Origin of the sequence: Prescottella agglutinans (genome assembly GCF_004011865.1) — a bacterium.
Taxonomy (GTDB): domain Bacteria; phylum Actinomycetota; class Actinomycetes; order Mycobacteriales; family Mycobacteriaceae; genus Prescottella; species Prescottella agglutinans.
In genome coordinates this window covers 257187-283416 of record NZ_RKLP01000001.1, presented here as the reverse complement: position 1 = coordinate 283416, position 26230 = coordinate 257187, and the positions used below count along the sequence as shown (strand labels likewise).

The 26230-nt window shown below is 70.0% G+C and carries 21 protein-coding genes, 1 tRNA gene and 1 pseudogene; 16 read left to right on the top strand and 7 right to left on the bottom strand.

The annotated features are described in order from the left end of the window. Positions 1-125 precede the first annotated feature (125 nt). From EGT67_RS01350 to EGT67_RS01340, 3 genes are all read left to right on the top strand, one after another. Positions 126-4283, top strand: coding sequence for a bifunctional nitrate reductase/sulfite reductase flavoprotein subunit alpha (locus EGT67_RS01350; RefSeq protein ID WP_241565871.1), 4158 nt, complete (start codon positions 126-128; stop codon positions 4281-4283). 101 nt (positions 4284-4384) lie between these two features. Then, a complete protein-coding gene (locus EGT67_RS01345) occupies positions 4385-5233 on the top strand; it encodes a TY-Chap domain-containing protein (protein WP_127914246.1) in 849 nt (282 codons plus the stop codon). 140 nt (positions 5234-5373) lie between these two features. After that, a complete protein-coding gene (locus EGT67_RS01340) occupies positions 5374-5736 on the top strand; it encodes a hypothetical protein (RefSeq protein WP_127914245.1) in 363 nt (120 codons plus the stop codon). Positions 5737-5785: 49 nt separating this feature from the next. On the opposite strand, the gene EGT67_RS01335 is transcribed toward EGT67_RS01340, so the two are convergent. Both EGT67_RS01335 and EGT67_RS01330 read right to left on the bottom strand, forming a co-directional pair. After that, positions 5786-5859: transfer RNA gene (locus EGT67_RS01335), tRNA-Arg, on the bottom strand. 57 nt (positions 5860-5916) lie between these two features. Then, the gene (locus EGT67_RS01330; protein WP_127914244.1) at positions 5917-6873 is read right to left on the bottom strand and encodes a LysR family transcriptional regulator; all 957 of its coding nucleotides are present in this window, start codon (positions 6871-6873) and stop codon (positions 5917-5919) included. A gap of 89 nt (positions 6874-6962) precedes the next feature. Here EGT67_RS01330 and EGT67_RS01325 point away from each other — a divergent pair, with 89 nt between their 5' ends. The 10 genes from EGT67_RS01325 to EGT67_RS01280 all read left to right on the top strand — a co-directional run bounded on the left by EGT67_RS01325 (position 6963) and on the right by EGT67_RS01280 (position 18385). Then, positions 6963-8099, top strand: a complete 1137-nt coding sequence (locus EGT67_RS01325; RefSeq protein ID WP_127914243.1) for an XdhC family protein — start codon at positions 6963-6965, stop codon at positions 8097-8099. A 108-nt stretch (positions 8100-8207) separates the two neighbouring features. Then, positions 8208-9101: an FAD binding domain-containing protein gene (locus EGT67_RS01320; RefSeq protein ID WP_127914242.1), complete on the top strand. Its 894-nt coding sequence runs from the start codon at positions 8208-8210 to the stop codon at positions 9099-9101. Between the two features lies 1 nt (position 9102). After that, complete coding sequence (locus EGT67_RS01315; protein ID WP_127914241.1) at positions 9103-9600, top strand: (2Fe-2S)-binding protein; 498 nt, start codon at positions 9103-9105, stop codon at positions 9598-9600. Beyond that, positions 9597-11999, top strand: coding sequence for an aerobic carbon-monoxide dehydrogenase large subunit (locus tag EGT67_RS01310; RefSeq protein WP_127914240.1), 2403 nt, complete (start codon positions 9597-9599; stop codon positions 11997-11999). The genes EGT67_RS01315 and EGT67_RS01310 overlap by 4 nt, the downstream gene beginning before the upstream one ends. 13 nt (positions 12000-12012) lie before the next feature. Next, positions 12013-12906 (top strand): XdhC family protein, encoded by an 894-nt coding sequence (locus EGT67_RS01305; RefSeq protein WP_127914239.1) that lies wholly within the window; start codon positions 12013-12015, stop codon positions 12904-12906. After that, positions 12897-13493 carry a nucleotidyltransferase family protein gene (locus EGT67_RS01300; RefSeq protein ID WP_127914238.1) on the top strand — a complete coding sequence of 199 codons (597 nt, stop codon included), beginning with the start codon at positions 12897-12899 and terminating at the stop codon, positions 13491-13493. The genes EGT67_RS01305 and EGT67_RS01300 overlap by 10 nt, the downstream gene beginning before the upstream one ends. Positions 13494-13504: 11 nt before the next feature. Next, on the top strand, positions 13505-14389 hold the full coding sequence (locus tag EGT67_RS01295) for an AAA family ATPase (protein ID WP_127914718.1): 885 nt from the start codon (positions 13505-13507) through the stop codon (positions 14387-14389). A 14-nt stretch (positions 14390-14403) separates the two neighbouring features. After that, positions 14404-15078, top strand: coding sequence for an SRPBCC family protein (locus EGT67_RS01290; protein ID WP_127914237.1), 675 nt, complete (start codon positions 14404-14406; stop codon positions 15076-15078). Further along, positions 15075-16337 (top strand): vWA domain-containing protein, encoded by a 1263-nt coding sequence (locus EGT67_RS01285; protein WP_127914236.1) that lies wholly within the window; start codon positions 15075-15077, stop codon positions 16335-16337. The genes EGT67_RS01290 and EGT67_RS01285 overlap by 4 nt, the downstream gene beginning before the upstream one ends. Before the next feature lie 17 nt (positions 16338-16354). Continuing rightward, positions 16355-18385 carry a bifunctional copper resistance protein CopD/cytochrome c oxidase assembly protein gene (locus EGT67_RS01280; RefSeq protein ID WP_127914235.1) on the top strand — a complete coding sequence of 677 codons (2031 nt, stop codon included), beginning with the start codon at positions 16355-16357 and terminating at the stop codon, positions 18383-18385. Between the two features lie 40 nt (positions 18386-18425). Here EGT67_RS01280 and EGT67_RS01275 read toward each other — a convergent pair whose 3' ends face one another. Beyond that, positions 18426-18893 carry a hypothetical protein gene (locus EGT67_RS01275; protein WP_127914234.1) on the bottom strand — a complete coding sequence of 156 codons (468 nt, stop codon included), beginning with the start codon at positions 18891-18893 and terminating at the stop codon, positions 18426-18428. A gap of 74 nt (positions 18894-18967) precedes the next feature. Between EGT67_RS01275 and EGT67_RS01270 the strand changes: the two genes are divergently transcribed. Both EGT67_RS01270 and EGT67_RS25245 read left to right on the top strand, forming a co-directional pair. Further along, on the top strand, positions 18968-19321 hold the full coding sequence (locus tag EGT67_RS01270) for a hypothetical protein (protein ID WP_127914233.1): 354 nt from the start codon (positions 18968-18970) through the stop codon (positions 19319-19321). A gap of 162 nt (positions 19322-19483) precedes the next feature. Beyond that, positions 19484-20613: pseudogene (locus EGT67_RS25245) on the top strand (IS30 family transposase). A gap of 277 nt (positions 20614-20890) precedes the next feature. On the opposite strand, the gene EGT67_RS01260 reads toward EGT67_RS25245, so the two are convergent. After that, positions 20891-21934, bottom strand: coding sequence for an alpha/beta hydrolase (locus EGT67_RS01260; protein ID WP_127914232.1), 1044 nt, complete (start codon positions 21932-21934; stop codon positions 20891-20893). 471 nt (positions 21935-22405) lie between these two features. Beyond that, on the bottom strand, positions 22406-22531 hold the full coding sequence (locus tag EGT67_RS25435) for a hypothetical protein (protein ID WP_277750136.1): 126 nt from the start codon (positions 22529-22531) through the stop codon (positions 22406-22408). 336 nt (positions 22532-22867) lie between these two features. On the opposite strand from EGT67_RS25435, the gene EGT67_RS01255 reads away from it, so the two are divergent. Beyond that, positions 22868-24010 (top strand): alpha/beta hydrolase family protein, encoded by a 1143-nt coding sequence (locus tag EGT67_RS01255; RefSeq protein WP_127914231.1) that lies wholly within the window; start codon positions 22868-22870, stop codon positions 24008-24010. Between the two features lie 62 nt (positions 24011-24072). Here EGT67_RS01255 and EGT67_RS01250 read toward each other — a convergent pair whose 3' ends face one another. Both EGT67_RS01250 and EGT67_RS01245 read right to left on the bottom strand, forming a co-directional pair. Then, positions 24073-25227, bottom strand: coding sequence for a type III PLP-dependent enzyme domain-containing protein (locus tag EGT67_RS01250; protein ID WP_127914230.1), 1155 nt, complete (start codon positions 25225-25227; stop codon positions 24073-24075). 51 nt (positions 25228-25278) lie between these two features. Further along, positions 25279-26037: a GntR family transcriptional regulator gene (locus EGT67_RS01245; protein WP_127914229.1), complete on the bottom strand. Its 759-nt coding sequence runs from the start codon at positions 26035-26037 to the stop codon at positions 25279-25281. Positions 26038-26230: the final 193 nt, after the last annotated feature.

Below are 26230 nucleotides of genomic sequence, written 5' to 3'. Positions count from 1 at the left end.
GAAACATCCGATCGCGATGATCGTCCTCAGCTGTCGTGGCACCGGCAGAGGAGGGCGGTCGAACTGTGGGCTCCGACATCACGAACGTGGACACGCTGTGCGCCTACTGCGGGGTGGGGTGCGGGATGGTCCTCCAGATCACCGCGGATCCCGAGTCGGGGCGCCGGCGGGTCGTGAAGTCGTCCGGCGACACGACCCATCCCACGAACACCGGACGTCTGTGCACCAAGGGCGCGACCACCGCCGACATGCTGGCCGGCCCGGGGCGGATGGAGACGCCGTACCGGCGTTCCGTGCGGGGTGCGCCGGTCGAGGCCGTCGGCATGGACGCCGTGATCGTCGAGACGGCAGCGCGACTGCGGGCGATCGTCGACGAGCACGGGCCCGACGCGGTCGCGTTCTACGTCTCCGGGCAGATGTCGCTCGAGGCCCAGTACCTGTCGAACAAGCTGGCCAAGGGGTTCATCGGCACCAACCGGATCGAGTCGAACTCGCGGCTGTGCATGGCCAGCGCCGGGACCGGGTACAAGCAGTCCCTCGGAGCCGACGGGCCGCCCGGGTCGTACCAGGACTTCGACCACGCCGACGTCTTCTTCGTCATCGGCGCCAACATGGCCGACTGTCACCCGATCCTGCTCCTGCGGATGATGGAACGGGTCAAGGCGGGCGCGAAGCTGATCGTCGTCGACCCGCGGCGCACCGCGACCGCGGACAAGGCCGACCTGTACCTCCAGATCGCCCCGGGCACGGATCTGGCGCTGCTCAACGGACTCCTGCACCTGATCGTCGCGAACGGTCACACCGATCCGGAGTTCATCGCCGAGTTCACCGAGGGCTGGGATGCGATGCCGGACTTCCTCGCCGACTACACCCCGGACCGGGTCGGCGAGATCACCGGCATCCCCGAGGCCGATATCCGGCAGGCGGCGCGGTGGATCGGTGAGGCCGGCAACTGGACGAGTTGCTGGACGATGGGGCTGAACCAGAGCACGCACGGCACCTGGAACACCAATGCGATCTGCAACCTGCACCTGGCGACCGGCGCGATCTGCCGACCCGGCAGCGGACCGTTCTCGCTCACCGGGCAACCGAACGCGATGGGCGGCCGCGAGATGGGCTACATGGGTCCGGGGCTGCCCGGCCAGCGGGCGGTGACGTCCGACTCCGACCGGGAGTTCGTCGAGGACCGGTGGGGCGTACCCCGCGGAACCCTGCGCACCGAGGTCGGCGGCGGCACGATCGACATGTTCTCCCGTATGGCCGACGGCGAGATCAAGGCCTGCTGGATCATCTGCACGAATCCTGTTGCCACCGTTGCCAACCGCAAGACCGTCCTCGCCGGCCTGGAGAAGGCCGAACTGGTGATCACGCAGGACGCGTTCCTGGACACCGAGACCAACGACTACGCCGACATCCTGCTGCCGGCGGCGCTGTGGACCGAGTCGGACGGGGTGATGATCAACTCCGAGCGCAACCTCACCCTGTTCCGGCAGGCCGTCGACCCGCCCGGGCAGGCGCTCCCGGACTGGCAGATCATCGCCCGGATTGCCTGCGAGATGGGCTATTCGGACGCCTTCACCTACTCCTCGTCGGAGGAGGTGTTCGAGGAGATCAAGCAGTTCTGGAACCCGAGGACCGGCTACGACCTGCGCGGTGTCACCTACGAACGACTGCGGCAGACCCCGATCCAGTGGCCGTGCCCGCCCGGCGTCGACACCGACCGTCACCCGATCCGCTACCTCAACGACGGTGTCAGCCAGACCCTCCTGGTCCGCGACGACGGCACCACGCCGCGCCTCGCCTTCCCGACCGGGAGCGGGCGCGCAGCGTTCTTCGCCCGCCCGCACATGCTGCCCGCCGAGATGCCCGACGACGACTTCCCCTTCCTGCTGAACACCGGCCGGGTGGCGCACCAGTGGCACACGATGACCAAGACCGGCAAGGTTGCCAAGCTGAACAAGCTCAATTCCGGCCCGTTCGTCGAGATGCACCCCGAGGACGCCGAGCGCCTCGGGATCGCGGACGGGGACCGGATCGAGGTGGCGTCCCGCCGCGGCCGCGCCGTGCTGCCGGCGGTGGTCACCGACCGGGTCCGGCCCGGAAACTGCTTCGCCCCGTTCCACTGGAACGACGTATTCGGCGAGTACCTCGCGATCAACGCCGTCACCAACGACGCCGTCGATCCGGCCTCGCAGCAACCCGAGTTCAAATGCTGCGCAGTCGCTCTCGTCAAGGTCGAGGATGCAGTCGACCCCGCCGACGCCGTCCCCGACGCCCCGGCGCAGGCATCGTCCTCCGCCGCCGCGCCGCCCTCGAGGCAGGAGATCAGTGTGTCCCGACTCGACGACCTCGCCGACATCCTCGGTGTGACCGACGAGCCCGCGCCCGAGCTGAACCCGCTGGAACGCCGCTACCTCACCGGACTGCTCAGCGCGCTGCGCACCGAGACCGCCGGGGGCGCCTCCGGGGTCCCGGTGTTGCCGGCCCAGGCCCCGTTCGCGCCCGGCACCCGCGCGTGGGTGGACGGGGTGCTGGCGGGGGCGTTCTCCCGCACCGCGGTTCCCGGTGACCTGCCTTCGCTGCCCGGTTACCCGCCCGGCGACCCCGTGGCCGAGCGTGCGCCGATCGTGGTGATCTGGGCGTCGCAGACCGGCAACGCCGAGGAGGTCGCCACCGCGTGCGCCGGCGCCCTCCGCGAGGCGGGGCTCCCGGTCGCGCTGCACGGCATGGACGAGTTCCCGGCCGCGGACCTCGCGGGCACCCGTGAACTGCTGGTGATCACCAGCACTTACGGCGACGGCGACCCGCCGGACAACGGCGGTGGGTTGTGGGGCGCGCTGTCGGCGGACGACGCGCCGCGGCTCGCCGACACCCGGTACGCGGTGCTCGCGTTCGGGGACTCCAACTACGACGACTTCTGCGGCCACGGACGCAAACTCGACGCCCGACTCGCCGAACTCGGCGCCACCCGCCTCCTCGACCGGGTCGACTGCGAACCCGACTACGACGACACCGCCGCCGGGTGGCTCGCCGCCGTGACCGACGCGCTGCGGGCCACGCCCGCCGTCGTCGACTCCGGGACGGCCGAGGGCGCGGCACCGGTCGCGGCGCCGGCGATCACGGCGTCGCCCGCGCGGCCGTCGGAGCGGCCGGATGCGGCGTCCCGGTACAGCAGGAAGGCGCCGCTGCTCACCTCGCTGACCCGCAACGTCACCCTGTCGATGCCCGGGTCGGCGAAGGATGTGCGGCAGTTCGGCTTCCACCTCCCCGAGGGGACCCTCGACTACGAGGCGGGTGACGCACTCGGGGTGTGGCCCCGCAACGGCGCGCCGTTCGTCGACGAGTGGCTCGGCGCCACCGGACTCGACGGTGGGACGACGGTCGAACTCGCGGACCACGGCACGATGACGCTGCGCACGGCGCTGGTCGAGCGGCTGGAGATCACCCGCATCACGCCCGATCTGCTGCGCTTCGTCCACGAGCGGACCCGCGACGCCGACCTCGCCGAGCTGACGAAGCCCGAGAACAAGACGATGCTCGACGACTGGTCGTGGGGCCGCCAGTCCCTCGACCTGCTCACACGGACCCCCGTCCGCGCCTCCGCCGACGAGTGGCTGACCGTGCTGAAACCCCTTCAGCCGCGGCTGTATTCCATCTCGTCCAGCCCGAAGGAGAGCCCCCGCGAAGTGCAGCTGACGGTCTCGGCGGTCCGGTACAACGTGTTCGGTGTGCCGCGCCGCGGCGTGTGCTCGACCTACCTGGCCGACCGCGCCGCGAACGACGACATCGGCGTCTACGTGCAGAAGTCACGCCACTTCCGGCCCCCGGCGGACTCCGACACCCCGATGATCATGGTCGGGCCCGGAACCGGCATCGCCCCGTTCCGCGCGTTCCTGCACGAGCGCCGGGCACTCGGCCACACCGGACCGAACTGGCTGTTCTTCGGCGAGCAGCACGCCGCCACCGACTTCTACTACCGCGAGGAGATCGAGGAACTGTGCCGGGACGGATTCCTCACCGAACTCGACCTGGCGTTCTCCCGCGACCAGACCGCCAAGGTCTATGTCCAGGACCGGATGCGCGAACGGGGTGCCCAATTGTGGGAGTGGCTGCAGAACGGCGCGCACTTCTACGTCTGCGGCGACGCGAACCGGATGGCCCGCGATGTCGATCAGGCACTCTGCGGCATCGTCGCCCAGCACGGCCGCCTCGCCCCCCGCAGCGCCGAGGCATACGTCAAGGCGCTCGCCGCGGAGAAGCGCTACGTGCGGGACGTGTACTGACGGCGAGAACCCTTTCCCCGAAGACATATTGGTACCGACCTGTCAGTGTCGGCGGCTACCGTGACCGCGACACGGACACCTCTTCATTCGGTGTTCCGGGGGTGGATCGGTTGAAGGGGGAGATGGTGGGCGAAGGCGCCGATGGATACGAGTCCGTCGACGAGGCGTGGGCGGGTTTTCAGCGTCGGCTCGCGGACCACTTTGCAGCGATGCAGGTCGACGACTTCGTGATCTTCGACTGGCACGAGGCCCGGGTCGGCGACGGGGCAGCGCCGTACGTCCAGTTCTTGCGTTGGTGCAAACCGTTCATGCGCGCCGAGGTCGTGTCCAACGCGTATCTCGCGCCCCGATACCGGCACACCCCGCAGGACGAGGACCTGCTGTGTTCCCTCGGCTGGAACCGCCCGACGTATCTGCCGGACGATCCGGGTGACGGTGGATCGTCGTCGTTCTATGTGGACAGGAAGATGCGAAAGACTCGCCGCCTGGCGGCGCTGACGGTCACCACCCTGCGCCTGTTCTGGGGGGTGCCGCATCCGCGGATGCTGCGAGCCGAGATCAGCGGAAGCCTCGAGGGAACCGATCTGTTCGGCTTCGACGGCGCGGTTTCGCGGCCCGCACGGGTTCGCGGGGTCACACACATGGAGGCATCGCGGCACGATGCGCGCAGAATCCTCGAACGCGTGACCCGCATTGCCGAGGAGGCGTTGGGGGTGTCTCCGGAATTCGGTCGCGACGACGATCCGGTCCTGCTCCTCGGTGTACATCGCATCGCAGTCGTCGACGGGGTCGACGGGCCGATGATCCGGGTGTCCGCGCCGGAACACCGTGGAGGGGTTGTGCACACGACGGCGTCCGGCGGTTCCGGCGTGGACAGTATCGACCTGCCGGCGCATCCGTTCGATTCGCGTCAGCTCGTCCGCGTCCTCGAACCGCTGTGTACCGACTGACTGCACCACGTCGAGACTCGGCCGAGTGCGCCCTCGTCACAGTGGTTGCGGCCGTAAAGAATCCGGCCGGCGCGACTCGAGGTCGACGCTCCCGGACACGTACGATGGCATCGAGGTCGACCGCTACCGGGAGGGCGAAAGTGAACGACGAGGATCCGCAGTTCTACGACCGGCAGGGCGCGATGATCACCCACGACGAGGCGCGCGATCTGATCGGGCAGGGCCTCGACCGGGTGGCCCGCACGAGCATCGCGGACGCGTCGAACCCGGCCGAGGCTCTCGTCGTCTCGACGATCTGGATGGGAGTCGACATCGAGCTGGGGGACTACCCGCAGCCCATGATCTTCCAGACCGCCGTGTTCGACCGGAACCACCACCGAATCGACGAGGTGTGCTCCGCGACCGAGGAACACGCTCTGCAGGCGCACGAGGTGATGGTCGAGGAGCACTCGAAGAAGATGGTCGACGCCGTCGTGGTCGACCTCGCGGAGACAGAGGACTGACTGCCGGCGGATGCCGCTCCGGTCCGGGTTAGTCCGAGCTGTCGTGGAGTGCCCCCGGCAGGAATCGAACCTGCGACCTAGAGATTAGAAGGCTCTTGCTCTATCCAACTGAGCTACGGAGGCGCGGGCAAGAGCATACCCGTTCAACGGGGATGAACCACGCATCCGGGTCGTGCGGTGTCAGCTCCAGAGTGTCACGTGCACCTTCGGCTTGAAGTGGGTGACCTCTACGCCGGTGCCGCGGATCATGGCCTGGATGCAGCGGGGGGTGCTGACGAAGTGCAGCAGTTCGGACGCGGCGGGCTGCAGGTGCTGATGGTGCAGTGTGGTGGCACACCACTCGCCGGCCGCGCGCAGGTCCGGTCCCTCGACGAGACCGAGGGCGCCGTCGGACAGTTCGTCGTTGACGGCGAAGCCGAGCGCAAGCGTCAGGGCGGACGAGCGTCGGACAGCCTCGACGGCCGCGGCGTCGCTCTGGAAGATCCGCTGCCGGTCCCGGGGGATGTCGAGCAGGCGCAGCATGTGCCGCATCACCCCTTCGCCGCCGGCGGCGGACGGCCCGAGGAACCACGGCTGTTCCCGCAGCCGCTGCAGGGTGGGACGGGTGTGGGCCATCGGGTTCTCCGGCGCGCACACCGTGAGCACCTCGTAGTGCAGGAACGGGTGCACGCACAGCGGTTGGCGGTCGCCGAGTGTCCGCGGGCCCAGGGCGACGTCGACGGCGCGCGACGAGATGAGGCTCCCGAACTGCCGGACGGGGTGGACGCTCAGTTCCACCGAGAGGTCCTTCGCGCGCCCGGCGAACAGGTCGATGAGACCGGGCGCGGCGTGCTCGGCGAACAGCGGCGACGCGGCGATCCGGAGGAGGCGTCGTCCGTGTCCGGCCTGACTGACCTCGAGCGCCGTCTGTTGCTGCAGTCCCAGGATCTCGACGGCGCGGCTCGCGAGGCGCAGCCCGCCGGGTGTGAAGGCCAGACCGGACGGTCGGCGACAGTACAGCGGGTCGTCGAGTTCCTTGCGGAGCTGGGCGATATGCATCGAGACGCCCGAATCCGTCATGCCCAATTCACGCGCTGCCGCCCGAACCGATCCGAGCCGCACCACCGCGGAATAGGCTCGCAGTTGAGCGGGAGTCACGCCTCCGAGCCTACGACGGCGTCCCCGCCCGCAACCCGCGAATGACCCGGTCTCACCAGCGGCGACGGCCGGAGCTGGAGGCTGAGGCGATGCGCGACGTCTTGTCCGATCTGCTCGAAGTCTGGCGGTCCGGCGGCACCGCCGGACTGGGCACCGTCGTGGCGACTTTCCGGTCCGCGCCGCGCGACCCGGGAGCGGCGATGGTGGTCGCGCCGGACGGTCGGGTCGCCGGTTCGGTGTCGGGCGGATGCGTGGAGGGCGCCGTCTACGAGTTGGCCTCGGAGGTCGTGGCGACGGGCGACCCGGTCCTCGAGCGGTACGGCGTGAGTGACGAGGACGCGTTCGCGGTGGGGCTCACGTGCGGCGGCATCCTCGACGTGTTCGTCGAACCGGTCTCGCGCCGCACCTTCCCGGATCTCGATGCGGTCGCCGCCGACATCGAGGAGCGGCGGCCGGTCGCGGTGGCCACCGTCGTCGAGGACACCGATCGGACGGACGGTGGCCGCGTCGGCCGCCACCTTGTCATCCGCCCCGACGCGACGAGCGGAACGCTCGGCTCGGCCCGCGCCGACCAAGCCGTCACCGACGACGGGCGCGGCCTGCTCGCGGCGGGCCGGACCGCGGTGCTCGAGTACGGCCCGGACGGGCAGCGCCGCGGTCAGGGCCTGCGGGTGTTCGTCGCGAGCCACGCGCCGCCGCCGCGGATGCTGGTGTTCGGCGCGATCGACTTCGCGGCCGCGGTCGCGCGGCAGGGCGCCTTCCTCGGCTACCGCGTCACCGTGTGCGACGCGCGGCCGGTGTTCGCGACCGCGAATCGGTTCCCGACCGCCGACGAGGTGATCGTCGACTGGCCGCACCGATACCTGGCGGGGCAGGCCCAGGCCGGCGCGATCGACGGCCGCACGGTGATCTGCGTGCTCACCCACGACCCCAAGTTCGACGTCCCGCTGCTCGAGGTCGCGCTGCGGCTGCCTGAGGTGGGGTACGTGGGAGCGATGGGGTCCGAGCGCACCCACCTGGATCGGCTCGCCCGGCTGCGCGAGGCCGGGCTCACCGACGCCGAACTGTCCCGGCTGTCGAGCCCGATCGGGCTCGACCTCGGTGCCCGCACCCCGGAGGAGACCGCGGTCTCGATCGCCGCCGAGATCATCGCGCACACATGGGGCGGTCACGGTCGACCCCTGCGTGACCTGCACGGACGTATCCACCACGAACAATCCGGATGATCACGACGGACGAGTCGGCACCGCGATCAAGTGATCGCTGAATCGTGCTTGACGCCCGCGACCGGAGGGGCACACGCTGTAACCATCCCGCTCTGTGAGGAGTGCCACATGCAGGTTCCGGGACTGTTCGAATACGAGCGCGCCACCGACGTCGAGAACGCCATCGCACTGCTCGACCGCCTGGGGGACGAGGCGCGGGTCGTCGCCGGCGGGCACAGCCTGCTGCCGATGATGAAGCTGCGCCTGGCCAACCCCGAGTACCTCATCGACATCAACGACCTCGTCGACGAACTCGGCCACATCGACGTGGACGTGAACGGCGCAGACGGGGTACGTATCGGCGCGATGGTCCGGCACCGTCAGATCCTCGAGTCCGACGACCTGGCTGCGGTGTTCCCGATCTTCCGGGACGCCGAGAAGGTGATCGCCGACCCGGTGGTCCGTAACCGCGGCACCATCGGCGGCTCGCTGTGCCAGGCCGATCCGGCGGAGGACCTGACGACGGTGTGCTCGGTGGTCGGTGCCGTGTGCGTCATCCGCGGGCCGACCGGCGTGCGCGAGGTGCCGATGGCGGACTTCCTGGTCGGGCCGTACGAGACCGTGGTGCGCGGCAACGAGATCCTGATCGAGGTCCGGATACCGCGGGGGCAGGGCGGATCGAGCGCCTACACGAAAGTGGAACGGCGCGTGGGGGACTGGGCCATCGCCGCCGCGGGTGCCGCGCTGTGGCTGGACGGCGACCGGATCGGTGGGGCCACCGTCGGGCTCACCGCGGTGGAACCGGACGCCGAGCAGGTGGCCGCGATCGGCGAGTTCCTGCGTGGCCGACCGGCCACCGAGGAGACGTTCCGGCGGGCCGGTGAACTCGCCGGGCAGGCGTGCGAACCGGTCACCGACCCGCGCGGCACCGCCGCCTACAAGCGGCACCTCGCCGCCGAACTGACCGTGCGCTCGCTGCGCACCGCCGCCGACCGGGCCGCAGCCACACGAACGGAGACGTGAGATGCAGGTGACGATGACGGTCAACGGCACCGAGGTGACCGAGGACGTCGAACCGCGCATGCTGCTAGTGCACTTCCTGCGAGACCGGCTGGGGCTCACCGGAACCCACTGGGGCTGCGACACCAGCAACTGCGGGACGTGCGTGGTGTCGGTGGACGGCGAACCGGTGAAGTCGTGCACGATGCTGGCGGTCATGGCCGGCGGACGCGACGTGCGCACCGTGGAAGGGTTGGCGGCTGACGGTGTCCTGGACCCCGTGCAGGAAGGCTTCATGCAGTGCCACGGACTGCAGTGCGGATTCTGCACACCCGGGATGATGATCACCGCCCGCGCCCTGCTCGACCGCGACCCGGACCCCGACGAGCAGACCATCCGCGAGGCCATCTCCGGCCAGATCTGCCGCTGCACCGGTTACACCACGATCGTCCGCTCGGTCCGGTGGGCCGCCGAGCACGGCGGGGCGACCACCGACACCGTCACGACGGGAGGAACGACGTGACCACGCTCGACGAGACCCCCGGGACGGCCGATCCGGACAGCGTCTCCAACGACGGCAAGCCCTGCGGGCACGGCCGGATGCTCCGCAAGGAGGACCCGCGGTTCATCCGCGGCCAGGGACACTACGTCGACGATGTCCAACTGCCCGGCATGCTGCACCTGGCGATCCTGCGCTCGCCGATCGCGCACGCGCGCGTGGTGCGTGTGGACATCACGGCGGCGCAGGCGCATCCCAAGGTCGCGGCGGTCGTCACCGGCGCCGACCTCGCGGAGAAGGGTCTGGCGTGGATGCCGACGCTGTCCCAGGACGTGCAGGCGGTCCTCGCGACCGACAAGGTGCGGTTCCAGGGGCAGGAGGTGGCGTTCGTCGTCGCCGAGGACCGGTACTCGGCCCGCGACGCGCTCGAACTCATCGACGTCGAGTACGAACCACTGGACCCGGTGATCGACGCGCGGACCGCGCTCTCGCCCGACGCGCCGGTCATCCGCACCGACCTGGACGGCAAGACCGACAACCACTGCTTCGACTGGGAGACAGGTGATTCCGACGCCACCGAGGCGGTCTTCGCGAGGGCCGACGTGGTGGTGCGGCAGGAGATCGTCTATCCGCGCGTGCATCCCGCGCCGATGGAGACGTGCGGTGCGGTCGCCGACTACGACGCCGTCGACGGCAAGCTCACGCTGTGGTCCACCAGCCAGGCCCCGCACGCGCACCGCACGCTGTATGCGCTGGTCGCGGGGCTGCCCGAGCACAAGATCCGCGTCATCTCGCCGGACATCGGCGGCGGCTTCGGCAACAAGGTGCCCATCTACCCGGGCTACGTGTGCGCAATCGTCGGGTCGCTGCTCACCGGCAAGCCCGTCAAGTGGATGGAGGACCGCAGCGAGAACCTCACCAGCACCGGCTTCGCGCGCGACTACATCATGGTCGGCGAGATCGCCGCGACCGCCGAGGGGAAGATCCTCGCGGTCCGCACCGACGTCCTCGCCGACCACGGCGCGTTCAACGGCACCGCGGCACCGGTGAAGTACCCCGCCGGATTCTTCGGGGTGTTCACCGGCAGCTACGACCTCGAGGCCGCGTACTGCAAGATGACCGCGGTCTACACGAACAAGGCGCCGGGCGGTGTGGCGTACGCGTGCTCGTTCCGCATCACCGAGGCCGTGTACCTCGTCGAGCGACTCGTGGACTGTCTCGCCTTCGACCTCGGCATGGACCCCGCCGAGTTGCGGCTGAAGAACCTGCTGCGACCCGACCAGTTCCCGTACACGTCGAAGACCGGATGGAAATACGACTCCGGCGACTACGCGACGACGATGCGCAAGGCCATGGACATGATCGGCTACGACGACCTGCGCCGCGAGCAGGCCGAGCGACGCGAGCGCGGCGAACTGATGGGCATCGGGATGTCGTTCTTCACCGAGGCCGTCGGCGCCGGGCCGCGCAAGGACATGGACATCCTCGGCCTCGGCATGGCCGACGGCTGCGAGCTGACCGTGCACCCCACCGGCAAGGCGGTCGTCCGGATCTCGGTGCAGACCCAGGGGCAGGGGCACGAGACGACGTTCGCGCAGATCGTCGCGGAGGAACTCGGCATCCCGCCCGAGGACATCGACGTGGTCCACGGCGACACCGACAACACCCCGTTCGGGCTCGGCACGTACGGCAGCCGGTCCACCCCGGTGTCCGGAGCGGCAGCCGCGCTGGTGGCCCGCAAGGTCCGTGACAAGGCGCGGATCATCGCGTCCGGCATGCTCGAGGTGTCGGTGGCCGACCTGGAGTGGGAGAAGGGGAACTTCCACGTGAAGGGCGACCCGTCGGCGGCGGTGACGATCCAGGACATCGCGATGCGCTCGTACGGCGCCGGGGACCTTCCCGACGGCATCGAGGGCGGACTCGACGCCCAGATCTGTTACAACCCGGAGAATCTCACCTACCCGTACGGCGCGTACTTCTGCGTCGTCGACGTCGACCCGGGCACCGGTGAGGTGAAGGTGCGCCGCTTCCTCGCGGTGGACGACTGCGGCACCCGCATCAATCCGATGATCATCGAGGGGCAGGTGCACGGCGGGATCACCGACGGAATCGGCATGGCGCTCATGGAGATCGTCGCGTTCGACGAGGACGGCAACTGTCTCGGCGGCTCGCTGATGGACTACCTGATCCCCACCGCGGTCGAGGTGCCGCGCCTCGAGACGGGGTACACGGTCACGCCGTCGCCGCACCACCCGATCGGGGCCAAGGGCATCGGGGAGAGCGCGACCGTCGGATCGCCGCCGGCGGTGGTGAACGCCGTCGTCGACGCGTTGAAGCCGTTCGGGGTGCGTCACGCGGACATGCCGCTGACGCCGTCACGGGTGTGGGAGGCGATGCAGGGTCGGGCTACCCCGCCGATCTGAGAAGGAGATGCGAATGGACCTCGCTGCGCGCGCCGCCCAGTTGACCGGTGAGCGGCGCCCCTACGTGCGCGCGACGGTGGTCCGCGCCCAGCAGCCGACGTCGTCGTCGCCCGGCGACGGCGCAATCGTGTTGCCGGACGGCACGATCGAGGGCTTCGTCGGCGGTCACTGCGCCCAGAACTCGGTGCGGCAGGCGGCGACCGACGCGCTCGAGGCGGGGGAGAGTGTGCTGCTGCGGATCCTGCCCGGCGGCGGACCCGACTACCCCGAGGTGTCCGGCGCCCGGATCATGGTCAACCCCTGCCTGTCCGGTGGGGCGATGGAGATCTTCCTGCAGCCGTGCCTGCCGGCCCCGATCGTCCGGGTGGTCGGGGAGAGCCCGGTCGCCGACGCCGTCGCGCACCTGGCCGGGACGCTCGACCTCGACGTCCGGCGCGGGGCCACGCCGAGCGAGGGTGAGTGCGCGGTGGTCGTGGCCAGCCTCGGTGGCGACGAACCGGGCGCGGTCCGGGAGGCGCTGGACGCGGGCGCCGGGTACGTCGGTCTGGTCGCCAGTCGGGTGCGCGGGGCGGCGATCCTCGACGAACTCGCGCTGGGTGCCGCCGAACGCGGCGTCGTGCACACCCCGGCCGGACTCGCGATCGGCGCGCGCACGCCCGCCGAGATCGCGCTGGCGATCCTCGCGGAGCTGGTCCACGAGATCCGCGTCGAGGATCTGGCGGAGCGAACCTCCACGGGCGCAGCGGAATCCGAGATCGAACGGTTGACGGTGATCGACCCGGTGTGCGGCATGACCGTCATCGTCGACGACGACACCCCGCACCTGCAGATCGACGGGGAGGACTACTGGTTCTGCGCGCCCGGGTGCCGCCGCGCCTACGAGAAGGAGCGTGCGCGATGTTCGTGACCGGGTTGGTGCTGGCCGCGGGCGGGTCGCGGCGGCTGGGGCGGCCCAAGCAACTGCTGCCGTACCGCGGCGCGACGCTGCTGGACGCGACCCTCGCAGTGGCCCGGGCCTGCCGGTTCCGTCAACTGCTGGTGACGGTGCCCGGATCCGCCGAGGCGATCGAGGACCTCGTCGACCTCCGCGGCTGCACCGTCGTCCACTGCGCCGACGCCGGCAGCGGGTGCTCGGCGTCGGTGCGGGCGGCGATGCGCGAGGTCGACCCGCTCTCCGCCGGCCTCGTGCTGCTGCTGGGGGACCAGCCCGGGGTGACGCCGTGGACGGTGCGGGACCTGGTGGCGCGCGGTGCGATGGAGAACATCGGGATGTGCCGCTACGTGGACGGTCCCGGCCATCCGCTGTGGTTGGGGCGCAGCGTGTTCGGTGACCTGGACGCGCTCGTCGGCGACAAGGCGGTGTGGAAGCTGTTCGACCGCGCGGACATCGACGTGTTCGAGGTCCCGGTCGACGAACGCATCCCGCTCGACGTCGACACGTGGGACGGGTACCGGGCCCTGCTCGACCAGGACCAGGATCGGGACGCGTCGTGACCGGGTCGGCCGTGGATGCGTACTTCGCCGACGTCGACGAGCTGACCCGACGGTTCGACGTGCAGGACTACCTGCTCGACGAGGGCACCGCCACGGCGCTGTTCCTGGCGCTGCGACTGGGCCGGCCGCTGCTGCTCGAGGGCGAGCCCGGGGTGGGGAAGACGACGGCCGCGAAGGCGCTCGCCGCGGCGCTCGGCACCGAACTCGTGCGCCTGCAGTGCTACGAGGGCCTGGGCGCGGACGAGGCCCTGTACGACTGGAACTACCAGCGCCAACTGCTCGCGGTGCGGCTGTCCGAGGCTCGCGGCGAACGGCTGCAGGAGGCGGACCTGTTCGCCGAGCAGTTCCTGCAGGAACGTCCGATCCTGCGGTGCGTGCGGCACCGCGGCCCGCTGCCTCCGGTGCTGCTGATCGACGAGATCGACCGCGCCGACGACGAATTCGAGGCGCTGCTGCTCGAGTTCCTCGGCGAGTCGTCGGTGACGGTGCCGGAACTCGGCACGTTCGTCGCCGAGCGCGCCCCGATCGTGGTCCTGACGTCGAACCGCAGCCGCGACCTGCACGACGCGCTGCGCCGACGCTGCCTCTACCACTGGATCGACTACCCGGCACCCGAGCGCGCCGCCGCGATCCTGCGCCGGACCGTGCCGGGTGCCGCCACCGCGCTGATCGCGAGCGTCACCGACTTCGTCGCGTCGGCGCGGTCGCTCGATCTCGACAAGCCACCGGGGATCGCGGAGGCCATCGACTGGGTGTCCGCGCTGGCGGCGCTCGGCGCCGCCGAGCTGGCGTCGTCCGACGCGCTCGCGAGCCTCGGCGCCATCGCGAAGACCCCTGACGACCGCACCGTGCTGGCGGACGCCGTCGGCGACTACCTGGCGAGTGGGGCAACCTGACGAAAGGGACGACGATGAAGATCGCAGACGAGTTCACGGTCGACGCGCCCATCGACCGCGCGTGGGAGGTGCTCACCGACCTCGAGGGCATCGCGCCGCTGCTGCCGGGCGCGCAGATGACCGGACGGGAGGGCGACGACTACCTGGGCACCGTGAAGATCAAGGTGGGGCCGGTGACGAGCGAGTTCGCCGGCCGGGCCTCGTTCGTCGAGAGGGACGAGCAGTCGCGCACCGCCGTGATCGACGCCCGCGGTCGGGAGAAGCGGGGCAGCGGCAACGCGTCGGCGACGATCACCGCCCGCCTGCACGAGTCCGGCGGCGGGGCCACCCGGGTGACCGTCGACACGGACATGAAGGTCGTCGGGAAGCTGGCCCAGTTCGGCAGCGGAATGATCCAGCAGGTCTCCACGAAGCTCATGAGACAGTTCGCGGCCTCGCTCGAGGACCGATTGGCGACCGGAGCAGCGGCCGAGAGCCCCGAGAGCGCCGCAGGTCGCGAGGGCGCCGGGCCCCCGGTCATGGCCGTCGTGGCCCCGGCACCGCTGTCGGCGGGGACGGTGCCGGAACCCGAGCCGATCGACCTGATCGAACTGGCGGGCGGTTCCGTTGCGCGGCGGGTCGCACCGCTGCTCGCCGCGATCGTCGCCGCCGTCGTGGTGTTCGTCGTGCTGCGGGCCCGGCGCCGGTGACCGTCCCGTCCGCGGCGTTGCTGCGCGGCGTCGACCTCGCGGCGTTCGCGGTCGCGCTCGTCGGGCGGGCACGGGAATCCGGCGTCGCGGTCTCTGCGAGCGGCGCGGCCCGGTTCACCGAGGCGCTGCGGGTGCTGCCCCCCACCGGACGGACCCGGCTGTACTGGACGGCCCGCGTCACCCTCGTCGGGCGCCGCGGCGACCTCGAGCGCTTCGACGCGGTGTTCGCGTCGGTGTTCGACGAGGCGGTGCTCCGACTCGACCCGGCCGCCCGGGCGGCGGATCCGGTGGGCCGCGTCGATCGGCGCGGGCCCGACGACGCTGCCGCCCCGGCGGGCTCGGTCGGGGCGCGGGCGGCCCCGCCGTGGGTGACGCGGGACGTGGCGGTCGCCGACTCCTGCGAGCAGGGCGACGCCGAAGCCGTCCGCGTCACGTTGCGGCTGCCGAGCCCGCTCGAGGCGATCGCGGACCAGTCGTTCGGCGAGTTCCGCGACGAGGACCTGCGGCTGCTCGGACGATGGCTCGAGCAGGCCCGGCCGCACTGGCCGACCCGGCGCAGCCGCCGCCGCGAACCGCACCGGCACGGGCGGGTGGACCTGCGCGCCACGATGCGCCGGGCGCGGGGGACGGGGCTCGAACCGATCCGCCTCGTCCGGTGCCGCCCGCGGGTGCGGCGGCGGCGGATCGTGCTGGTGTGCGACGTGAGCCGCTCGATGCGGGGATACGCGGACGTCTACCTGCACCTCATGCGTGCCGCCGTGGTCCGCGGCACCGGCAACGACGCGGAGGTCTTCGCGTTCTCCACCCGGCTGACCCGCCTGACGTCGGTGCTCGCGCACCGCAGCGCCGACGTCGCGGTGGCGCGCGCCAACGAGCGTGTCGTGGACCGATTCGGCGGCACCCACATCGCCGGCAGCCTCGCCGCCCTGTTGGCCTCGTCACACGGCACCGTGCTGCGTGGCGCCGTGGTGCTCATCGCGTCCGACGGCTGGGACAGCGATCCGCCGGCCGACCTCGCCCGTGCGGTCGCCCGCATCCGTCGTCGGGCCCACCGGGTGGTGTGGCTCAATCCCCGCGCGGCCACACCGGGTTTCGAGCCGGTCGCCGGGTCGATGTCGGCGGCGCTGCCGTACTGCGACGACTTCCTGTCCGCCCACTCGGTCGCGACGCTCGGCGAGATGCTGACGATCGTCGGTCGCGGCGCCCGCGCCCCGGAAGGGCCGGACTGGGTGAGGCCTGAGTCCGACACGATGTCGTAGGTCCTACGCTGGTGGGCATGGCAACACCCCTGCGAGAGCAGTCCGAGCGCGCTCCCGTTCCGTCCTCCCGTGCCGGATCCGGCGTCGTCTACGCGGTCAGCGGTGTCCTCGCGGGGCTGGTCGCCGCGCTGGTCGTGGCCCTGTCGGCGTCCCAGGCGCTCGTGCTCATGGGCATCCCCGACCCGGGCCCGTTCACGACGTACGGACTGCCCGCCGTCCGCGCGGTCAGTGAGATCGCGGCCGTCATCGCGATCGGCTCGCTGCTGTTCGCGGCGTTCATGGTGCCGCCGCAGAAGACCGGCGTGCTCGACGTCGACGGCTACCGCGCGGTCCGCACCGCGTCGCACGCGGCGTTCGTGTGGGCGCTGTGCGCGGTGCTCCTGGTGCCGCTGACCCTGTCGGACACCTCCGGTCAGCCGTTCTCGGAGGCGATCAAGCCAGACAACCTGTGGTCCGCGATCGGACAGGTGGAGAACGCCGTCGCGTGGGCGTGGACCGCCGGCCTCGCCCTCGTCCTCGCCGTGGTGACCCGACTGGCGCTGCGCTGGTCCTGGACGCCGTTCCTACTGGTCCTCGGCATCGCCACCATGATGCCGATCGCCCTGACGGGACACTCGTCGTCGGGTGGTTCCCACGACGTCGCGACCAACAGCCTGATCTGGCACCTGGTCGGCGCCGCCTTCTGGGCCGGCGGCCTGTTCGCGCTCCTCGCGCACGCCCGCCGGCGCGGCGCCCACACCGACGTCGCGGCCAAGCGGTTCTCGTTCGTCGCCACGATCTGCTTCGTCGCGATGGCGCTGAGCGGCGTGATCAACGCCCTCGTCCGCATGCCTCTCGACGACCTGTTCACCACCACCTACGGCCGCCTGATCGTCGCGAAGGTGGTCGCCCTCGTCGTGCTCGGCGTGTTCGGGTTCTTCCAGCGCCGCCGGGCGCTCCCGGCCCTCGCCGCGAACCCCGAGTCCCGCGGGGCGCTGATCCGGTTCGCCGGCGTCGAGGCGCTGGTGTTCGCGGCGACGATCGGCATCGCGGTCGGCCTCGGCCGGACACCGCCCCCGCCGCCGTCGTCGCTGCCCACGCTCACCGAGGTGGAACTGGGCTACAACCTGGACGGCCCGCCGACCTTCGCCCGCCTGGTCCTGGACTGGCGGTTCGACCTGATCTTCGGCACCGCGGCGATCGTCCTCGCGGTCCTGTACATCGCGGGTCTGCGCACGCTGCGCAAGCGCGGCGACGCGTGGCCGGTCGGGCGCTCCATCGCGTGGTTCTCCGGCTGCCTCGTCCTGCTCATCGCCACGTCGTCGGGTGTCGGGCGGTACGCCCCGGCGGTGTTCAGCGTCCACATGGGTGCCCACATGGCGCTGTCGATGCTGGCGCCGGTGCTGCTGGTGCTCGGTGCGCCGTTCACCCTCGCGCTGCGCGCCTTGAAGCCCGCCGGCAAGGACGGTGTCCCCGGTCCGCGCGAGTGGCTGTTGAGCTTCCTGCACAGCCCGATCTCGCGCTTCCTGACCCACCCGCTCGTCGCGGCGGTGCTCTTCGTCGGCGGCTTCTACGCGCTGTACCTGGGCGGCATCTTCAGCGCGTCCGTCGACAGCCATGCGGCCCACCTGCTGATGAACCTGCACTTCATCCTCAGCGGCTACCTGTTCTACTGGGTCGTCATCGGCGTCGATCCGTCGCCGCGGAACCTGCAGCCCATCACGAAGCTGGGTGTGGTCTTCGGGTCCCTGCCGTTCCACGCCTTCTTCGGTATCGCGCTGATGAGCATGGGCGAGATCATGGGCGGCCAGTTCTACCGGTCGCTGGGCCTGGGCTGGAACGACGACCTGCTGCGCGACCAGCAACTCGGCGGGTCCATCGCGTGGGCCACCGGCGAGATGCCGCTCGTGATCATCATGCTGGCGCTGCTGGTGCAGTGGTCGCGCAGCGACGAGAAGACCGCGAAGCGGGTGGACCGCGCCGCCGAGCGTGACGACGACGCCGACCTCGCCGCGCACAACGCGATGTTCGCCGAACTCGCGCGCCGCGACCGGCAGTCCGGCCTCTAGGGAGACCCGGGCCGAGCCGTCGGCCGCGCCCCTGGCGTGGTCAGTTCGGCTCGACCTCGGTCGCCCCGGACAAGTCCTCGATGCCGACCGGCGTCGCCCCGACGAACCGCACCCCGATGCCGAACTCCTCGCCCACGGCGAGGGCGCACTCGGCGAAGCGGATCATCCACGTCCCGTCCGCCCAGACGACTGCCTCGGGGAGGTCGAACGGCGCCTCAGGCCCGTCGAGCCGTGCGCGGTCCGGCGCGTCCAGCGCCCACACGGGGTCGGTGAGCCCGGCGACGAGGTAGCGCGACGCGGCGGCCACGAACGCGTCGAATCCGGCGATCGCCTCCGCTGCGGAGTCGACGGCCGCATCCGTGGGCGGCCCGGCCGGTTCGACGACGATGCTGACCGTTCGCGGTTCGTCACCGGGCAGACGGGCCGACCAGCAGACCAACTCCTCCGCTAGTGCGATCCGGTCCAGCACGGTGCCCCGCACCTCGATCTCCTCGGGTAGGTCGTTCATGCGGCAAGTCAACCAAACCGTGCCCCGCACCCTCCAGCTGTCGAGGGCACGATCGGTCAGTAGAGTCCGCCCGTATGGCAGCACCGGTACTTCAGGCGGTCGATGCGGACGGGACAACCTGGGACGACCCATCCGCGGAACAGCTACACGACCTGCTGGCCGGCCTGAGTCTCACGTGCCCGTTCGTCGTCCTGCGGCGGCTCGATTCGGAACCCACAGGCCAGCACTACATGCAGGTGTATCTCAACGACGACCTCAGCTGTGACGTGGAGTTCCGAGAGGGAGGGCCCGACAGGCACTTCCAGGCACGGGTGCCCCACGACGACGAGGCCTTCGCGGTAGACGCTGTGGCGGAGGTGCTGCAGGCGTGGGCCTTCGGACGGGCCGGTTGGCGTGACGCGCTCTCCTGGAGCCCGTGGGCACCTTGACGGTGACGAAAGGCCCCCACCCGTTGGGTTCTAGTGGTCGTCGCAACGCCCGAATGTGGGAAGTGTGCGATGGACTTCATGATCCGGGACCGTTCGGTCATCCGGGGGCGGCGGCCTCTGTCCGAGGAGCGGCGTGTCTACTTTCAGCTCATGCGGCAGGGTGTGAGCAACGCGGAGGCCTGCCGGATCGTCGGCATCAACAGCCGGACAGGCAAGAGGTGGCGCAACGGCCGTGCGCCGTCCGGCAGGACCAGCGGGGCACCACCGATCACAGCGGTAGCACTTCCACCTGGCCCTTCACGCTACCTGCGTGAGGCCGACCGCATCCATATCGCAGATCGTTTGCGGGAGAATGCCACGATCCGACAAATCGCGGCCGAGTTGGGGCGCAGCCCATCGACGATCAGCCGCGAGGTCCGCCGCAACGGGCATCCGGTCAGCGGCCAGTACCGGCCGCATGCTGCTCAGACCCGCGCCGATGCTTATGCTCGCCGGCCCCGTCCCAAGACCGGCAAGATCAGTCGAAACCCCGAGCCGCGGGAGTTCATTCAAACCCATCTGGACAAGCGGTGGAGCCCGGAGCAGATCTGCCAAGCTCTTCAGGCCGCCTTCCCCGGGCGACCGGAGATGCATATGGTCCACGAGACGATCTACCAAGCTCTATATGTTCAGGGGCGCGGAGTGTTGCGTCGCGAACTGGCCAAGGCTCTGCGTACTGGACGCACTCGCCGCAAGACACGCCGCCAGGCACAGCAGCGTCAACCGCGTTACCGCGATCCGATGGTGATGATCAGCGCCCGCCCCGCCGAGGTCGAGGACCGGGCGGTGCCTGGTCATCGGGAAGGTGACGTGATCATCGGTAAGGGCGGCGCGTCGGCGATCGGCACGCTGGTCGAACGGGCCACGCGCTATGTGATGCTGGTGCATCTTCCCCACGGACGCGGCGCCCACCTCATGCGCGATGCCCTGGTGGAGACCGTCACGACGTTGCCCCTGAATTTGGCTCGGTCGCTGACCTGGGATCAGGGCAGCGAGATGGGCGCCCACCACTCCTTCACGATCGCCACCGACATCCCCATCTACTTCTGTGATCGCGCCAGCCCCTGGCAGCGTGGCTCGAACGAGAACTCCAATGGTCCACTGCGGCAGTATTTCCCGAAGGGAACGGATCTGTCCGCCCACAGCCGTGAACACCTCGATACCGTCGCCGCTGAACTCGACGGCCGACCCCGCAAACGCTTGGCTGGGACGCCCCGGCCGATCGGTTCGCCGCTCCTGTATCCGGCAACTAGAAGCGGGGAGCGACGCTCGCTGAAAGACATGGCCGACGGATCAGCCGGAAGAGAGTGCGTCCGCGGCACCGGTCACGATCGCGGCGACATCAGTTGTGCGCCTGTACCGCACGGGGCGGACAGAAGGAAGCCGAGGGCGCAGTCCGGCAGCGTCGAATCCACCTTGCGCGCAACAGTGCCGGTCGCCATGGTTATCTACGTGGCGCTGGAAACGCTGGACGGAGCTGGCGCGTGAGTGCCAGCTCCGTCCACAAACTATGTCGCTCCAGGCGGCGGCCTAGATTCCCATCGAGCGGGCGATCATCGGCCAGGAGTTGTGCAGGTCGTCCTTCCAGTAGCCCCAGGAATGCGTGCCGGTGGGCTTGAAGTCGAACGTGGCGGGGATCTTCAGATCGGCCAGCCGGTACGCGAGGTTGTGCGTGCAGTAGTTGGTGGCGGCCTCGATCACGCCGCCGACGATGGCCTGGTTGGCGACTGCGAACGGGCGACCGTCGATGCCGGGGCCGTCGAGCGTCTCGTGGGGGCCGGGCAGCCCGGAGCCGGTGGAGATGTAGAGCTCGGTGCCGCGGAGCTTCTCGGCGTTGACGACCGGATCGTTGGCCACCCAGCCGGGGCCGTCGAGCGGTCCCCACATGTTGGTGATGTCGGCGCCCCCGCGGCCACCGGTCACGACCTGGATGGCGTTCTGGCCGGCCCAGGTGCTGGTCTCGGCGCAGCCGCTGTACGAGCCCACGCTCTTGTAGAAGCCGGGCTTGGCGATCGCGTAGTTGAGCACCGAGGTGGCGGTCATCGAGATGGCGGCGACGGACTGCACCTTGTTGGTGCCGAACTCTTTGTCGATGACCGGCGGGAGTTCCTCGAGCAGGAACGTCTGCCACTTCTGGCGGCCGAGCTTCGGATCGTCCTTCTGCCAGTCGGTGTAGTAGCTGAAGGCGCCCTCGAGCGGGGTGACGACGTTGACGTTCTTGTCGCGGAAGAAGTTCATGACGTCGGCGTTGCGCTGCCAGGTGGCCGAGTCCTCGCCGCCGCCGGCACCGTTGATCAGGTACAGCGTCGGCCGGGGCTGGCTGCGGTCGGCGGGCAGGATGACCTCGAGGGGGATGTTGCGGCCCATCGCGGGCGAGTACACGAAGATGGTGACCTTGCGGTCGGAGTTCTTGGTCGACTTCACCAGGCGGGCGCCGGCGGCGTCGAAGGCGGCGGGGGCGGCGGGGGCGCCGTTGTCGGCGGATGCCGTGGCCGGCACCGCGAGCAGCGACGCGGCCGCCACGACCACCGCGGCCGCCAGGATCCGGGCGCGCCCGATCTCAGAAGTCCTCATGTGGATGTTCCTCCCCTTGAACCTTGAACATGCCGCGCAACACCGAATGTGCTCACGGTCGGTCATCAACTCGACACCGAGCCTCCCCCTGGGCACAGCATTCGGACAGCACAATACCGACTGATGGGCAGTGAATGTCCTGATCGGCGTGACAGGCCCGGGATTCACCCGCCGATTCACTCCGCACCGACCGTGCGAGACCGCAGGTCAGTCCTCAACCTCGTGTGAGTGTTGGCGTGGTCGACGCTTCCCTCGTCGACCACGCCAGCGCGTAGGGCCCGATCACGCAGGCGATCAGACCCGCGTAGCAATCAAATTTGGAACCCTCCTCGACAAGTTGACCGAAGTGCTCGGCCGAGTTTCCCAGCCGAGCACTTCGATACCCTCGTCACGGCAAGAAGCAGCAGTGGTGTTGCGACGACCGCTGGAATCCGCCCCCTCACGGGTGGGGGGCGTTGTTTTGCGTGTCGGTCAGCTAGCGGAGCGCAGTGCACCGACGACGACACCGGCGACGCCGAGCATGACGAGACTTCCGAAAGCCCAGCTGGCAAAACCGGCAATGTTTTCGACCAGCGTGAACTCGGGAGACGAACCCATAGCTAACTCCTTCAAGTGGATTGTGGCTGCACGGCAACATCTGCCGGACGCCGAAGAAACTAGCCGGTAGTGTCGGCTGTGTCACGCTCAGGTGTGGGGAGGGTAGAGCTGAGATCGGCAAATTGACAGCCGCTCGGGTCTTTTCGTCTATTCGCCATCCCTTGTCGAATATGTATCCGGTCAAGCGGGAGACCGGGTCCGGTGAGGAGGCGACGAGCTTCTGGATGGCCGACGACCGGATCGACGAAATCCGTTGGTTCGTCACGCGAAAGGCGGTCGTCTGCGAGAGTGTTCGCACGTCCGTAGCGGGCAGTGGCGACCAACGGGGAGCGAAACATGCGCCGATCGACCAGCAGGTGTCTTCGTCGAGTGACAGCGGTGGGCGCGGCGGTCGCCCTCGCCGCGCTGGTACCGGCCACGGCGTCGGCGGGCGGGGCGCCCACCGACGCCGCGCCCGGAACCGTGCAATCCGTCGAGACGCTGCCGCCCGAACTGGGACTGCCGGGAACGGCGCGGGAATACCGGATCACGTATGAGACGCGGGACGCGGAGGGGCGTCCCGCGTCGAGTTCCGGCGTCGTGTTCGTGCCGGAAGGCACCCCGCCCGAGGGCGGGTGGCCGGTGCTGTCGTGGGCGCACGGCACCGTCGGACTCGGCGACGGGTGCGCCCCGTCGCGGAACCCGCGCTCGACGCGCGACGCGAACTACCTGCGGCACTGGCTGTCCCAGGGGTACGCGATCGTCGCGTCGGACTACATCGGGCTCGGCACACCCGGCGTGCACCCCTACCTGCAGGGCGCGTCCGAGGCGACGGCCGTGATCGACATGGTCCGGGCGGGGCGCGCGACCGTGCCGGAACTGTCGTCGCGGTGGATGGTGATCGGGCAGTCGCAGGGCGGGCACGCCGCGCTGTTCACCGCGCACGAGGCCACGAGGTACGCGCCCGAACTCGACTTCCGTGGCGCCGTCACCACGGGTGCGCCGTCGAATCTCGAGAACGTCTACCCGTTCGCCGGACCGTGGATCCCGGACCTCGGTCTCGACGGGTTGACGGTTTTCACGACCTACATCCTGGCCGGCATGCGGGCGACGATGCCGGGCGCCGACGTCGACAGCTATCTGACCCCGGTCGGGCGGCAGTTCGTGGACTCGGCCGAGACCCTCTGCTACGAAGCGCAGTCCGAAGCGGTGGAGGGCGTCTCGGTCGGTGCGCTGCTGAGTCGGTCACTCGACGACCCGGCGTTCCGGGCGGCGCTCACCGAGTACCTCGCGGTGCCGACCACGGGCTACGACCGGTCCCTGTTCATCGCGCAGGGCCTGCTCGACACGGTGGTGCCGGCGCCGCTGTCGTTCAAGCTCATCGCCGATCTGCGACTCGCCGGCGTGGACGCGACCTACATGAACTATCCGACCAACCACGACGGCACGATGGCGGCGTCGCTGCCCGACTCGACGCCGTTCGTGCGGGCGCGCCTGTGAGGTGACGCCGCCGCGGGGCGCGCACGCACCGGGTGGTGGAAAGCGCTGCGCTTCACACGTTCTCAACGGAACTGTGGGTGCCACACCGTTCGCGTGCCGCCGTCGTCGTCGACCACCGTGATGTCGGGCCAGCGGTCGAAGGCCGAACAGGGGTGCGAGATCCCGAGATCGACGACGTCCCCGACGTCCAGCCCCTCGGCCTCGGTGAGGACGAGATGGTGGTCGTAGATCTGGGTTGCCGTCGCCTTCGCCGCAGGGCGGGGGATCCCGTGGGCGTCGCGGGCGGACACCAGCACCGGCAGCCCCGCGTCGTAGGGGAGTTCGCGTTTGCCGGCGCCGACCACGATCCGTCCCGGCTCCGGCGCGGACAGGACCACGGCGCGGACCGTCAACGCCGCACGCAGTCCCGGCACCGGCGACACCTCCGCGTAGGTGCCGTGATCGTGCGTCACGTAGCAACCCGACCGCAGCACCGGAAGCGGACGGCTGCCGGACCGCCCGGCCCGGTCCGGAAGATCCGCAAGGGCATCGATCACCCGGTCCGGGAACGCCGAGCCGCCCATGCTGAACACGGGCTGCTCGGTCCGGATCCACGGTGACGCCGCGCGGAAGGCCTCCACCGCCGTCCGGCAATGCGCGTCGACCTGAGCGAGGACGTCCGCGTCCCGCCGGTTGGGTCGCACGCCCTCGTACCCCGCGACGCCGGCGAGGACGATTCCCGACTCGTCCTCGCACTCCCGGGCGAGGCGCAGCGCGGCCGAGACGTCCCGCACACCGCTCCGTCCGCCCGGCGCCCCGACGTCGACGAGAATCCTCAGGGGATTGGCGGCACCCCGCATGACCGTTCCCGCCAGAGTCAGGCCGGCCGTCGAGTCCACCAGGAGGTAGAGCTCGAGCGAGCGGTCCGCGTCGAGCCACGAACGCATCGCCTCGAGGTCGGGGCGATGGAGCACCTCGTTCGCGACCAGAATGCGCCGCGCCCCCCACCCGAGGGCGACGGACGCCTGGCGAACCGTGGCGACCGTGACGCCCCACGCGCCGGCATGCAACTGCCGCTCGACGATGGGGCGTGTCATCGTCGTCTTGATGTGTGGGCACAGCTCGACGCCGCGGTCGCGGCACCACGCCGCCATGAGCTCGACGTTGTGCTCGACGGCGGGCAGGCTCAGCCGAAGTTCGGGGAGGGACGGCGCGGCGTCTTCGTCGGAATGCGTCACGAGAGGCCTCCGGATCGGGATCGGGCAGGGGATGTGGCCGCCCTGTCGAGGCTAGCCACGGCGGCGCGACAGGGCGGTCGTAGCCGCGGAGTTGTGCACGGTGAACGAGACCGTGCCGGGCAGGAAGCGGTCGTCGGACCACAACAGCGGGGTGCTGGCGGGGTCGGTGACGCGCCGGCGCTCGCGGATCAGGGGTGAGCTCTCGGCGCAACCCAGCAGACGGGCGTCGTCCACATCTGCCTCGACGAGGTCGATGGTGTGGTCGGCATCGGTGAACACGACGCCCTCGTCCAGGAGGGGATACGCGTGGGAGGGCGCATCCGGTGGCAGTGCGGCGATCAGCTCGCCGATCCGCTCGGGGTATATGGCGCGCTCGAGCATGACGGGAACCCGAGAGAGGGTCCGAAGGCGAACCACGCGGTAGATGTGCGATCCCGGTTCGAGCTGGAGTTGCTCACACTCCAGCGGCACCGCGACCCGGTGCGTGATGTCGATCGTTCGGCTACCGGGGTCCTCGCCGATCGAGCGGGCCCAGCCGGTGAAGCTGAGCAGCTCGAAGAAGCTCTGCGTGCGCGCCGTGCCGAGTATGACGCGGCGTGTGCCCCGCCGGGAGGTGACCAGTCCGTTCGCGCGCAGCACCGCGAGGGCCTGGCGGACGGTGCCGCGGGAGACGCCGTACTGCGCGGCGAGGCTCTCCTCGCTGGGCAGCCGGTCCCCGGAACCGAACTCTCCCGACGTGATCGCCTCTCCCAACTCGGCTGCCAACCTTCGGTATTCGGCGCGTGGACGCTTGCCCCCTGACTCAGCCAACGTTCGTCTCCTTCTGGCACTTGCGATTTGTGACCCGATCGTAGCTCCCGAAACTCTTCGCACTGGTCACAGTCGTCACCTTGCGAGGACGTGACGGTTCCTGTCCGGCCAATCGTCATGGCTCGATTCCGAATCGTTCACCTCATGGCCACATCACTCTGGCGAAATAGTGCGAGTTGTATAGCCAACATTG